The following is a 13,727-nucleotide window of genomic DNA, read 5'->3' as shown; positions in this document are numbered from 1 at the left end:
TATCATGTCAAAAAACTGCTTTCATTGCCTTGAAAGTGTACCGACTGGGTTTAATGCTACCGTTGTAATAAACGGTAGCCCTGAACCTATGTGTTGCATTGGCTGTCAAACTGTTGCCGAAACAATTGTTGCTCAAGGAATGACGGATTACTATAAATTCAGGACCGTGCAAGCTGGTAAAGTTGAACAACTCGTACCTGAGCAATTAAAGCTTGTTGAAAGCTACGATAACCCTGATATTCAAGAAGAGTTTATTTCACAAACTAACGAAATCAGTGAAGTTTTATTAACTGTTGAAGGCATAACCTGTGCGGCATGTGCATGGCTTATCGAAAAACAATTATTAAACATGCCTGCTGTAAAGCGCGTTGATGTGAACACCTCGACTAACCGCGCGATGATCCAATGGCATAAAGACGAACTACCCCTTAGCGAAATAATCAAATCATTATTAGAGATAGGCTACAAAGCCTACCCTTTTCAAGCCGATATTGAAGCAAGTCAAAAGCAACAAACTGCAAAAGCCTATATTCGCCGTTTAGGTGTCGCAGGCCTGATGACCATGCAAGTGATGATGTTCGCCTTTGCTATGTACTTTGGTATGTTCTCTGGCATGGAAGAAAACTTTGAACAATATTTTCGCTGGATAAGTTTAATTCTTGCTTCTCCGGTCATTTTATACAGTGCCCTACCATTTTTAACCAATGCTATAAATGGTCTTAAAGCCAAACAGTTAAACATGGATTTACCCGTTTCCTTAGCCATTTTTGGAGCCTATGGAGCAAGTTGCTATGCAACGATTATGGCCGTGGGTGAGGTTTACTTTGAATCAATTTGTATGTTTACCTTCTTACTTTTATTAGGTAAATACTTAGAATTTAGAGCACGTCTTAAAGCCAGTGAGTTCACCGCAAACTTACAAAAGTTACTACCTTTAACCGCCCGTATATTAGATGAGCAAGGTAAAGAGCAGATTATTGCAGCCAAAAAACTTAAATTAGATGACCGGGTTCTAATAAAGGCAGGTGAAACAATTCCTGCGGATGGTATTGTATCAGCTGGAACCACGAGCGTTGATGAGTCAATGATGACGGGCGAACACCTCCCCGTTAATAAGTACATTGAACATCAAGTGTTTGCAGGCACCGTGAATCACGATGGTGTTATTGAAATTCGCATTAATAAGCTTGGCCAAAACACTTTATTAAACCAAATTATAAAGTTACAACACAGCGCCCTTGCCACACGCCCCAAGCTTGTAGAAATTACTGATAAAGTAGCTCAGTGGTTTGTGGCATGCTTGCTAATATTTGCATCGATTACCGCGGTTGGTTGGTATCAAATTGACCCCGAGCATGCATTTTGGATTACCATCTCGGTCCTCGTTGCTACTTGCCCATGTGCACTTAGTTTAGCTATACCAACGGCGTTAACCTGCGCTGTCGCGACACTCACACGCAAGGGCATTTTAATCAAACAAGCCCATGTGCTTGAGACTTTGCCGCAGTTAACACGCGTTGCGTTTGATAAAACAGGCACATTGACGCAAGGACGCTTTAGTCTCGATGCGATTGATATACTTGCAAAGAATATCAGTAAAGAAGATATATTAGCGCTGGCTGCCCAACTTGAAAGTTACTCTGAGCACCCTATCGCTTCAGCGTTTACTCAGTTTACTCCCCAAAGCCGTCACCTTGAAGGTATCAAAGTGCATCCGGGGTTAGGCATCACAGGTACAGATGAAAGCCACCGCTATGCCATTGGTAAAAGTGGATGGTTTGAATCTAAAAAAACCAATGCCCAAGCAACTTTTTATATTGATGAACAACCCATTGCACACTTTTATTTTGTTGATGAAGTAAAACAAAATGCCCATGGCTTAATTGCTTCACTAAAAAATCAAGGCTTGAGCTGTCATATGTTGACAGGTGATGCTTCAAATGCAGGACAAAATATAGCCAAAAAGCTAAACTTAGATAGCTATACGACGGGTTGTTTACCTCAAGATAAACAAAAGTATGTCGAGACTTGGTCTGCTCAAGGTGAAATCGTCGCTATGGTTGGTGATGGCGTAAACGACAGCCCTGTTTTTAACAGTGCGCATTTATCTATCGCCATGGAGACTGGCGCTGATATTTCCAAAAATACGGCCGATGTGGTATTACTTAACAGTGATTTAGCAGCTATTTCGCACTTGCTTAGTGTATCGAAAAAAACACGCCGTATTATTAAACAAAATTTAGCCATTTCATTACTTTATAATGGGTCAATTTTACCGCTTGCTGCAATGGGCCTAGTTGCTCCGTGGATGGCAGTGATTGGCATGTCTGCCAGTTCAATCATTGTTATAACTAACTCCCTGAGGTTATTAAAGTTATGAGTATAATTTATATCTTGATCCCGATCGCTATCTTGTTTGTTATTATCGCCATAGCGGTGTTCTTTTGGGCTGTTCGAGGTGAGCAATTTTCAGATCTAAATAAACAAGGCCACAGTATCTTGTTTGAAGACGATAAAGAGCAACACAAAAAAAGTAATGATTAATCCTCTTTTTATTAGTGCATTCATTATGGGGTTAATTGGTAGCGGCCACTGTATTGCTATGTGCGGGGGCATTGCCAGCTCTTTACAATTGGCAACAGATAAAACGCGGCCCTTTGCCTACTCGTTAGCTTATAACTTAGGCCGTGCAACGAGCTATATGCTAGCAGGAGCGCTAGTAGCTGGGATCAGTAGCCATTTTGCAAGCCAAAGCCACTGGTTTGCCATGCTATTAGCATTTTTAAGTGGTCTGTTCATGTTGCTTGTTGGGCTGTATGTTATGCGTTTAGGGATAAGTTTACAGTGGCTCGAATCACTTGGTAAAACACTTGTTTGGCAACACTTAGTTAAACTAAATCGTTTCATAATGCCAATAAACTCATTACCAAAAGCAGCAGCTTACGGTGCACTTTGGGGCTGGTTGCCTTGTGGTTTAGTCTACTCAGCACTGACATGGGCAATGACTAGTAAAACAGCAATAGATGGCGCCTTAGTAATGCTATTTTTTGCGCTGGGAACTTTTCCTGCCATGTTAAGTATTGGAATGGGCGCACAAGTTTTACATAAATTTCTCAATCACCCATGGGCACGTGTGGCTATGGGCAGTATACTTATATGGTACGGTTTATACTTACTTATTATTGCAACTGACAAATTAGTGCATTAGTCTAACTAAAAATACGCACTTTAATGGATTTAACTGATGGATTTATCTCACAATAAAGCGAAAAGCAACTGCACAATTAGCTGTAACGACTGCAGCATTAGCCAACTATGCTTACCATTTACCCTTAATGGCCAAGAAATGGATAAACTTGATGAAATCATTGAGCGTAAAAAACCCTTGCATAAAGGCGACTATTTATTTGAATCTGGCGCGCCTTTAAATGCTATCTTTGCTGTGCGTTCTGGTTCATTTAAATCATACACATTATCTGAACAAGGCGATGAACAAATTACTGGTTTTCACTTAGCCGGAGATTTAGTCGGTTTTGATGCTATAAATAAAATGCAACATCAAAGCTTCTCCCAAGCTCTTGAGACATCAATGGTCTGTGAGATTCCGTTTGATACGCTCGATGAGCTCTCTGGTAAATTACCTAAGCTGCGCCAACAAATAATGCGTTTAATGAGCAACGAAATAAATTACGATCAAGAAATGCTACTACTGCTCAATAAAAAATCAGCAGAAGAGCGCCTTGCTAGCTTTATACATAATTTATCCAACCGGTTTGGTGAACGGGGATTTTCTCGTAAAGAATTCAGATTTACTATGACCCGGGGTGAGATCGGTAATTACTTAGGCCTTACCGTTGAAACAATCAGCCGTTTACTTAGCCGTTTTCAAAAAGCTGGCTTAATAAAAGTTGAAGGTAAATTCATTACTATTTTGAATAGCGACGGTTTACGCGAAGCTGCTGCAATACATACAAAATAAACTTTGATCTAAAACAACTCTTCTTTAGCTACACCTTTAACTACGCAAATAATACGTTACACTGTATGTAAAGTAGTTAAAGGAGCAGCTCATGAATACCATTAAACAAATTCTTGCCGTAATTGACCCCACAGCTGATTCACAGCATGGTCTATCTCGCTCAATTGATTTAGCTAAAAAATCAGGCGGTAGTATCACTGCCTTTATGAGTATTTACGATTTCTCATATGAAATGACCACGATGCTTTCAAGTGACGAACGCGAAGCTATGCGAAACGCTGTCGTAAAAGATCGCCAAGCCTGGCTTGATGAAATACTCGCGCAATACTCTGATTTAGAAATTAACAGCCAGGTGGTGTGGCACAATCGCACTTACGAAGCCATAATCGATACCGTCATTAATCAAGGTTTTGATTTAGTTGTCAAAGGTACCCACCAACACGACACTCTTAAATCAGTCATTTTTACACCAACAGATTGGCACTTAATTCGTAAATGCCCTGCCCCAGTATTATTAGTCAAAGAACATGCATGGCCAGCGCAGGGAAATATTTTAGCTGCTGTGAACGCAGTCAGCGAAAACGAGCAACATCTAGCATTAAATAATCGTATTATAAAAGACGCACAATTTTTATGTGAGCTTGCCAATGCTAAATTAAACCTTGTAAATGCCTACCCAGCAACACCAGTTAATATTGCTATAGAAATTCCTGAGTTTAATCCAAGTGTTTATAACGAGTCAGTGAAAAAACATCACCTAGAATCCACCTATGAATTAGCCGATAAACACCAAATCGCTCATCAGAATTGTGCGATTGAAGAAGGTTTACCTGAAGATGTCATCCCTGATGTAGCTGCACGTTTAAATAGTGAGCTAGTGGTTATTGGTACTGTTGGCCGTACCGGCTTAAGTGCTGCATTAGTTGGTAATACCGCAGAACATGTGATCGATAGTTTAGACTGCGATGTTTTGGCATTAAAGCCTGATGGTTATGTTTCTCCATTGGCAAAATAAATTAGCCAATAAATAAGTTTTGAGCATTGCCATTTTCAGCATATAATACGCCCCTTATTTTTACGTATAGTATCTCAAGGGGCCGTAATGTCGCATTCTGTTCAAGCCAAAGCTCAATTTAACTTCAATAAGTTACAAAAGCGCTTACGCCGCCAAACTGGTCAAGCAGTAATGGACTTCAATATGATTGAAGAAGGCGACCGCATCATGGTGTGTTTATCAGGAGGAAAAGACAGCTATACCCTTTTAGAGATGCTGAAGCACTTGCAGCGTGTTGCACCGATTAAGTTTGATCTTTTTGTTGTCAACCTTGATCAAAAACAGCCCGGATTCCCAGAGCATGTGTTGCCTGAGTATTTAGACACTCAAAACGTAGAATATAAAATTGTCGAAGAAGATACCTACAGTATTGTTACCGATATAATCCCTGAAGGTAAAACAACCTGTTCATTATGCTCTCGCCTGCGCCGCGGCATTTTATACCGCACCGCAAAAGAGCTAGGCGCCACTAAAATAGCACTTGGTCATCACCGTGACGACATGATAGAAACCTTATTCTTAAATATGTTTTACGGCGGTAAGTTAAAAAGCATGCCAGCAAAATTAATGAGTGATAACGGCGAACACATGGTTATTCGTCCTCTTGCCTACTGCAAAGAAGCTGATATTGAACAGTATGCTATACACCAAGCATACCCGATCATTCCGTGCAATTTATGTGGCTCACAAGAAAACCTACAACGTAAGCACACAAAAGCCATGCTTGCTAAGTGGAATACCGAGCACCCAGGGCGCATTGAAAGCATATTTACTGCAATGCAAAACGTGGTGCCATCTCACCTAGCGGACAATGAATTGTTTGATTTTGCCCACTTGCAAACCGGTGATGTAATAGATGGTGGTGATATTGCCTTAGACAAGCCTGATATTCCTAAACAGCCTAGCGCAGAGCATGAGCAAGAAACTGCTGATGTGGTCACTATCAACTTAAGTTAATTACCCCCGTTTTATTTTAAATAATGGTATTAAAAATGCCGCGTTATTCGCGGCATTTGTTGTACTTTATTTAAGGCATATCCATTAGTGCTTGGCTTTTCTCATCTAGCTTTACTTTATAATTTTCAGCACTTAAGCCTAAAAATTGAGGTAGCGTCGCAGCGATACAAATTGATGATAGCGTGCCTACAACTATCCCCGTAAATAATGCAATTGAGAACCCTTGAAGTGGTGCCCCAGCTAATAACCAAACGCTGGCGACAGTAGCAAGTGTCGTCCCTGAGGTAATTAACGTTCGCGTTAATGTGCTGCTAATTGCATTATTGATTACTTTATCTACCGCAAGGTTCTGCGCAGTATCAATGCGTAATAGCTCCCTAACCCTATCTCCTACAATAATAGAATCATTAAGGGAATAACCGATTATGGCGAGTAAGCTTGCAAGCACGGTTAAATTAAATTCAAGCTGTAACCAAGCAAATAGCCCAACCACAATAATAATATCGTGTAACAATGCAACCACAGCCCCCAGTGCTAAACGCCACTCAAACCGCATAGCTAAATACAACATCACCGCAACCATGGCCGCAAACAAAGCTAAGCAACCTTGCTCAAACAATTCATCGCCTACTTGCGAGCCTAAATAAGAAGAGGACAAAACATTCACTGAAAAATCCTCGTTCTGCTCAAGTGTATCTAACCAAGGGTTATGCTGCTCACTTTCTCTTAGTTGAAAATGCTGAGCCGACTGCGCAGTTACAGTGTAATTCTCTAACCCTGAGGCATCAATTTTACTGCTCAACTGACTTAGTGTCAGTGGCGTACTTGTCGTAAATTCAGTTAAATAACCCCCAGTAAAATCGAGGCCAAAATTAAGCCCTTTACTGGCAATACCAAATGTTGAAATAAATATTAACACGAGTGAGATTACCAAGCCTGCAAAACGCATTTTCGAGCCACTTTTTAACCAATTATAATTGATTTTCATGCGCTTGCTCCTTGTTTATCAGCCAGTTTTAAGTACAATGATTGACTTAATGCTTTTGAAACATAGACGCCTGTAAACACACTAGTAATAAGCCCTAGCGCTAACGTAATAGCGAACCCTTTAATAGGTCCATACCCTATGCTGTATAAAATAATCGCAGTGATCATGGTAGTTATGTTGGCATCGAAAATCGTGCTAAATGCTTGGTTATACCCTTGTTCGATAGCTTGATAAGGCGCTCGCCCTTTACGACGCTCCTCCTTAATACGCTCAAAAATAATCACATTAGTATCGACCGCCATACCAATTGTAAGCACTAAGCCTGCGATTCCTGGCAGTGTTAATACAACACCTGGTAGCAACGACATTAAACCGACAAGTGCGGTTAAGTTTAGCAATAACGCTATATTTGCAATCAAGCCTAAACGGCGATACCACAGCGCCATAAAAACGAGTGTAATTCCCATTCCAAGCATTAAGGCTGCTAAGCCGTTGGTTATGTTATCAGCCCCTAAGCTTGGCCCAATGGTTTGTTCTTGAACTATGGTAACTGGCGCGGTTAATGACCCTGCACGTAACAAAAGAGCTAAGTCTTGTGCTGCTTGTGCACTTTGCATATTGGTAATACTAAACCGACTACTCAAGTGCTGAATAATATTGGCTACATTGATGACTTCGCTATTTTTTACAATCTCACCCTGCTCATTTTGGTAATACTCAGAGTAGACTGTAGCCATAGGTTTGCCGATATTGCGTTTTGAGAACGCAGACATAGCCTCACCACCTTGGCTATCTAAACTTAATTGAACTAATGGCTTTCCCCACTCATCTCGTCCGGATTGAGCATTATTAATATGCTGCCCTGAAAAAATAGCCACCGGATCTAAGTTAATTGTTCCGCCGTCTTTATGCTTAAATGATTTACCACCCACTTCTTTTAATTGATAAAAATCTAAAGAAGCTGTTGCACCAATTATACGCTTTGCTTCTGCTGGGTCTTGCACTCCTGGTAATTCAATACGAATACGTTGCTTGCCTTGACGCTGAGTGACCGCTTCTGTAATGCCTAGCTCTTCAATACGGCCTCTGAGCGTTGTGAGTGTTTGGCTCATCACTTCTTTTGTAAATGAGCTGACCCCGCTCTCACTAAAGCTAAATGCCATTGATGTCATATTCCCTTGATTATGACTCGTTGCTTGCAAACGCTCGAAACGTGCTAAAACTTCATCCTTAACGCTTTCTAAGTCAGTGAGGGATTTATCTAAAGCATGAAGTTCAAACCCAGCGTCATTTTTTTGCACTCTGACTCCTCGAGCTTTTTGTTCCCGAATAATGGTTTTGGTTTGCTCAAATGCACTATCAAGCTGCTCTTGCTGTGCTTTATCTAGATCAACGTCTAAAACAAAGAGCACACCGCCATTTAAATCTAACCCTAGTTTGATAGGCGCAAGTCCAAGTCCTTGTAGCCACTCCGGGCTCGTTTGATGAGTCACAATTTTGGTTTCAAGTGAAGTAAATTCGGCTTTTAATGCCTGTTGTGCTGCCGCACTTTTACTAGGCGTGTTAAGTAATATATTTAACGAGCCGCCATTCAATTGTGGCTCATCAATAGATTGCGCAACTAGAAAACCATGCTGATTAAGAAACGCGATAACATCTTTTTGGGTGTCGACTTGCACCGCTGTTTGACTCTCCTGCATTTGGATATGCAGCCAAGATTTAGCGGGGTATAAATTAGGTAACGCACTGATAGCTAATAGCATCAGTGCCATAAACATTGCCACATAGCTAATTTTAAACCGTTGCCACAACGGTTTTTTCGAACTTTTTTTAAACATAACTTTCCTTTAAACCAACGCATAGCATTGGTTCATGCCTATTAGGCACATTAATTTTTTAATTGGTTTAGGTTTATAAATTAATGTAGAAATTAACTATGGTAAGTGTTTCTTGCTCGATAAATCAGATTAGCGTCTTTCCAACCACTTAAACGTGATTTTCTCCCCTCATAAGCCGTATACCATGGTTGTCTAATTGGCGGCTCTAAAGGTTGTAAAAACAGTTCTTTAGCAAGAGTTGGAGTAAAAAACTCAAAGATAGGGGCATATTTGGGTTCAACTTGAACCTGATGTAAAAATAAAGATGAATTACTAACAACTAAACGAAAGTAAGTTGGCTCAAAACCAGAGGAATTTTGCTCATGAGAAACATGTTTAACTGATTCAGCCTTATCAAATAATTGTATTTTTATGCTGTGCTCACTATTCAAATCTATAAGGAACTCATGAGCAGTAATAGATTGAACCCAATTTGCTTTATCTGCTCCCGCAGCATTGCTTTGCGCACTAAAAAATGCAACAACAAATAACAACACAGAAAAAATTAGCCGAAAGCGAATCATTTTATAATCTATTAATATCAGTAAACAGCTATATGGGGGCAATTTGAAATAATTCAATGATTAATTAAACCGCAATATAAAATTTCAATGGCAACATCTTCATCCTGTATTTAACTCATGTTTAGAATTTATTATACCCAAGGCTATGGCTGAAATATTTGAGTATAGCTGTCATTAAAGTTTATACTCGACTTTACTATCAGACTTAATAACGTATTAATTCATCAGGAAAAATATGCGCGGTGCCGGCGAACAAGAAGTAACAAAACATCAAGACGCGATGCATCTCAGCCAAAGTATTAAAACACTTTGGCCCTATTTAATGGCATTTAAAGGTCGTGTCGTTTTAGCTTTACTGGCACTTGTAGGCGCAAAAGGCGCTACACTTTTAATGCCTTGGGCGTTAAAAGAAATCATTGATGCAGTAGACGGTAACTTACATGCCGTATTGTTAGTGCCTATAGCCTTATTAGTGCTGTATGGTGGGCTTCGCTTTGCTGGCGTGTTTTTAGGTGAAGTACGGGATGCCCTATTCGGACGAGTCACTGAACATGCCATGCGTCACATTGGTTTAAAAGTGTTTAAGCACCTACATGCTCTTGAACTGGGTTTTCATTTAAATAGACAAACCGGTGGCATTAGCCGTGATATTGAGCGTGGTACTAAAGGCCTCAGTTTTTTAATGCGTTTCTTAATGTTTAACATCGTGCCTACATTACTGGAAATTGTCATTGTTGCAGTGATATTTGCGACTTTATTTTCGCCTTGGTTTGCACTGGTGACTTTGCTCGCAGTAATTGTTTATATTGCCTTTACTGTTAATGTCACTCAATGGCGCAATCGTTTCATTCGCGAAGCCAACCAAGCCGATAACAACAGTAATAGCCGCGCAGTAGATAGCCTACTTAATTATGAAACCGTGAAATACTTTAACAATGAACAATTTGAAGCAAGTAATTACGACTCTTTTTTAGCTACCTGGGAGCATGCCAGGCTTAAAAACAGACTGTCTCTATTAGCCCTCAATTCAGGCCAAGCACTCATCATAGCTGGGGCCATTACCGCATTGATGTGGCTTGGCGCAGCAGATGTTGTATCTGGGCAACTGACTATTGGTGAACTTGTGATGATTAACGCCTACATGATTCAGTTATTTTTACCGCTTAACTTTTTAGGCTTTGTGTATAGGGAAATTCGCCGCGCTCTTACCGACTTAGAGAACATGCTCGGACTTCTTACTCGAAAACCAACCATAATAGATAAAGTAGGTGCTAAACCGCTATTGCTAGCTAAAGGAGAAATAAGCTTAAACGCTGTAAAATTCTACTATCATAATAATCGCCCTATCATTAATGATTTAAGTTTTAAAATAGCTGCTAACAGTAAAGTTGCTATTGTTGGCGCAAGTGGGGCAGGTAAAAGTACATTAGCACGCTTATTTTATCGTTTTTACGATACAATCGCAGGCACTATAACCATTGACGGACAGGCAATTAACGAAGTAACACTGCATAGTTTACGCCAAGCTATCGCCATCGTCCCGCAAGACACCGTCTTGTTTAATACTACCATACGCGAAAACATTGCCTACGGGCGACCTGCGGCCACTGATGAAGAGATCGATACAGCCATTACCATGGCACATTTAACTGATTTTATTAACAGCTTAGAAAAAGGCGATCAAACCTTAGTCGGTGAGCGCGGATTAAAAGTGTCTGGCGGCGAAAAACAGCGCATAGCGATTGCCCGAGCTATCTTAAAAAAATCCCCTATTTTAATTTTTGACGAAGCAACTTCAGCACTTGACTCTCATTCTGAACAAGCTATTTTGAGCGCTATGCGTGAAGTTGCTAGCAATCATACAAGTATTGTCATTGCCCACAGATTATCAACCATTACTGATGCTGATAATATAATTGTGCTTAAACACGGTCGATTAGTTGAGCAGGGTACTCATCAAGTATTGCTTGAAAAACAAGGAGAGTATGCACATATGTGGCAGTTACAACAAACCAAACTCACAAACTAGCTCAACTTATCGAGCTGTTAAGGGATTCAACTCAAATAATTTGTTTTGTACACCATTCTCAATAACAATTGATCATTAAAACTAAATAAAAAATAATAAAGGCAATTTAATGAAAAAAACACTTGTTGCAGCAGCAATCGCTGCCCTATTCTTAGCAGGTTGCTCAAAGCCTGAAACAACCGAAGTTGAAACACAACCAGCCGAAGCAACGACCACAACCGAACAAAAAGCAGAGCTTGGTAGCTTTGGTGTTGATCTTTCAGCGCGGAATGAAGCGGTGAAGCCTGGCGACGACTTTTTTATGTACGCCAGCGGCACATGGTATGACAACTACGAAATGCCAGCAGATAAAACTCGCTATGGCGCGTTTTCAGGATTAGCAGAGCGTAGTGAAGAGCGTGTTAAAGCCATTATTGAAGAAATTGCCGCGCGTGATGATTTAAATCCAGAAGAGCAATTAATTGCTGATTTTTACAATGCCTATATGGATACACAAACGCTTAACAAATTAGGCTTAGCCCCTATTAAACCGCTGCTTGATAACATTAATGCCGTTTCATCGATTGATGATTTAACTACGTTATTTGGCCAAGCCTGGTTATCTGGTGTAAATTCGCCGATTGGCGGTGGCATGTGGTTTAACCGTCTAGACCCTAATAAGTATGAAATGTCATTAGGCGCCGGTGGCTTAGGTTTACCAGATCGTTCTTATTACCTTGAAGATTCTGAGCGTTTTGTAAAAACACGCGCAGCCTATGTTGCACATATCAGTGAAATGCTAACATTGGCAGGCGTTGATAACAGTGAAGAACGTGCAAAATCAGTCTTAGCGCTTGAGACAAAAATTGCACAAGGTCATTGGCCGCGTGAAAAACGCCGTAATCGCGATCTTACATTAAATCAAATAAAACGTGACGAACTCAGCACAACCTACCCCGATTTTAATTGGGATCTTTATTTTGCGCAAACGGGCTATAAAGTACCGCAGCTTAATGTTTCTCAACCAGAACCTGTTAAAGCCATGATTGAGCTAATCAATCAAGAAGATTTAGCTGTATGGAAAGACTACTTAACGTATCACGCACTGAGCGGTAACGCGTCACTATTATCAGAAGAAGTCTTTAATACCAACTTTGATTTTTATGGTAAAGAGTTAAACGGTCAACAGCAGCCTCGTCCTCGCTGGAAACGTGCTATTAACCAAATGTCAGGAACCACATCGTTAGGTTTTGCGATTGGTAAAGTGTATGTTGACCGATACTTCCCTGAATCTTCAAAACAACAAATGTCTGAACTGGTAGAGAACTTACGTACAGCTCTTGGCGAGCGTATTGATAATCTCGATTGGATGGGTGAAGAAACCAAAGTAAATGCGCACGCTAAACTTGCCGCATTTGTACCAAAAATTGGCTACCCAGACGTATGGCAATCATTTGATGGTTTGACTATCAGCAAAGATGATTTAATGGCTAATATTAAAAATACTCGTGAATTTTTTAGAGCTGACAGTGTTGCCAAAGAGCTGGAAAAAACAGATCGTAACCGCTGGGGTATGACGCCACAACGTGTGAACGCTTATTACAACAGCTCATTTAACGAAATTGTATTTCCTGCTGCTATTTTACAACCCCCATTTTTCGATCCAAACGCTGATCCTGCGGTTAACTACGGCGGCATTGGTGCTGTAATTGGTCATGAAATGGGCCATGGCTTTGATGATCAAGGCTCGAAATCAGATGCCAATGGTGTTCAACGTAACTGGTGGACTGACGCCGACCGTGCAGCATTTGATGCTAAAGCCGATCAGCTTGCAGACCAGTACAGCCAGTACGAGCCAATCCCTGGTAATTTCGTAAATGGTCGTAACAGTTTAGGTGAAAACATTGGTGACGTTGGCGGCTTAGCAATGGCTTACCATGCATATAAATTAAGCTTAAATGGTAAGGAAGCCCCTGTGATCGATGGCTTAACGGGCGATCAACGTTTCTTTCTAGCTTGGGCGCAAGTATGGAAAGAAAAACGCACAGAGCAAAGTATGCTAAATCAACTGCGTGGTGGCACGCACGCACCAGGTCGCTTCAGAGCACAAGCCCCGCGTAACCATGACGCTTGGTACAAAGCATTTGATGTAAAACCTGGTGATGCACTTTACTTACCTGAGGAAGAGCGTGTACGTATTTGGTAACTTGTACCCGTGAATAAAAAATCATAAACCGTAAAATAACCCGCATTCGCGGGTTATTTTATTCTTACAGCCCTAAAGCGAGCTCATTATCACTGCTCGCACTTTAATCTTCGAATACTTACTAGCCCTACCCG

General features: G+C 40.7%; 11 protein-coding genes. 8 read left to right on the top strand and 3 right to left on the bottom strand.

Annotation, left to right across the window (positions count from 1 at the left end):
• Nucleotides 1-4 precede the first annotated feature (4 nt).
• The 6 genes from QMA12_RS02625 to ttcA all read left to right on the top strand — a co-directional run bounded on the left by QMA12_RS02625 (nt 5) and on the right by ttcA (nt 5,990).
• Nucleotides 5-2,380 (top strand): heavy metal translocating P-type ATPase, encoded by a 2,376-nt coding sequence (locus QMA12_RS02625; RefSeq protein ID WP_290208597.1) that lies wholly within the window; start codon nt 5-7, stop codon nt 2,378-2,380.
• Nucleotides 2,377-2,544, top strand: a complete 168-nt coding sequence (gene ccoS, locus QMA12_RS02620) for a cbb3-type cytochrome oxidase assembly protein CcoS (protein WP_087534515.1) — start codon at nt 2,377-2,379, stop codon at nt 2,542-2,544. Before QMA12_RS02625 ends, ccoS begins: the two co-directional genes overlap by 4 nt.
• Nucleotides 2,537-3,208 carry a sulfite exporter TauE/SafE family protein gene (locus QMA12_RS02615; protein ID WP_087534516.1) on the top strand — a complete coding sequence of 224 codons (672 nt, stop codon included), beginning with the start codon at nt 2,537-2,539 and terminating at the stop codon, nt 3,206-3,208. The genes ccoS and QMA12_RS02615 overlap by 8 nt, the downstream gene beginning before the upstream one ends.
• A 36-nt stretch (nt 3,209-3,244) precedes the next feature.
• Entirely contained in the window at nt 3,245-3,979 is a 735-nt protein-coding gene (locus tag QMA12_RS02610; RefSeq protein WP_087534517.1) for an FNR family transcription factor, read from the top strand.
• Between the two features lie 91 nt (nt 3,980-4,070).
• Nucleotides 4,071-4,994: a universal stress protein UspE gene (gene uspE / locus QMA12_RS02605; protein WP_290208598.1), complete on the top strand. Its 924-nt coding sequence runs from the start codon at nt 4,071-4,073 to the stop codon at nt 4,992-4,994.
• Nucleotides 4,995-5,081: 87 nt separating this feature from the next.
• Nucleotides 5,082-5,990: a tRNA 2-thiocytidine(32) synthetase TtcA gene (gene ttcA, locus QMA12_RS02600; protein WP_290208599.1), complete on the top strand. Its 909-nt coding sequence runs from the start codon at nt 5,082-5,084 to the stop codon at nt 5,988-5,990.
• 70 nt (nt 5,991-6,060) lie between these two features.
• Here ttcA and secF read toward each other — a convergent pair whose 3' ends face one another.
• The 3 genes from secF to QMA12_RS02585 all read right to left on the bottom strand — a co-directional run bounded on the left by secF (nt 6,061) and on the right by QMA12_RS02585 (nt 9,352).
• Nucleotides 6,061-6,978, bottom strand: a complete 918-nt coding sequence (gene secF / locus QMA12_RS02595) for a protein translocase subunit SecF (protein ID WP_290208600.1) — start codon at nt 6,976-6,978, stop codon at nt 6,061-6,063.
• Entirely contained in the window at nt 6,975-8,816 is a 1,842-nt protein-coding gene (secD, locus tag QMA12_RS02590) for a protein translocase subunit SecD (RefSeq protein WP_290208601.1), read from the bottom strand. The genes secF and secD overlap by 4 nt, the downstream gene beginning before the upstream one ends.
• Nucleotides 8,817-8,908: 92 nt before the next feature.
• Nucleotides 8,909-9,352, bottom strand: coding sequence for a hypothetical protein (locus tag QMA12_RS02585; protein ID WP_290208602.1), 444 nt, complete (start codon nt 9,350-9,352; stop codon nt 8,909-8,911).
• Between the two features lie 307 nt (nt 9,353-9,659).
• Here QMA12_RS02585 and QMA12_RS02580 point away from each other — a divergent pair, with 307 nt between their 5' ends.
• Nucleotides 9,660-11,408 (top strand): ABC transporter ATP-binding protein/permease, encoded by a 1,749-nt coding sequence (locus QMA12_RS02580; protein WP_290208834.1) that lies wholly within the window; start codon nt 9,660-9,662, stop codon nt 11,406-11,408.
• 109 nt (nt 11,409-11,517) lie between these two features.
• Entirely contained in the window at nt 11,518-13,593 is a 2,076-nt protein-coding gene (locus QMA12_RS02575; protein ID WP_290208603.1) for a M13 family metallopeptidase, read from the top strand.
• Nucleotides 13,594-13,727 lie beyond the last annotated feature (134 nt).

This window comes from Pseudoalteromonas sp. APC 3893, from assembly GCF_030408095.1.
Taxonomy (GTDB): domain Bacteria; phylum Pseudomonadota; class Gammaproteobacteria; order Enterobacterales; family Alteromonadaceae; genus Pseudoalteromonas.
This window is presented reverse-complemented; position numbering and strand designations above follow the sequence as displayed.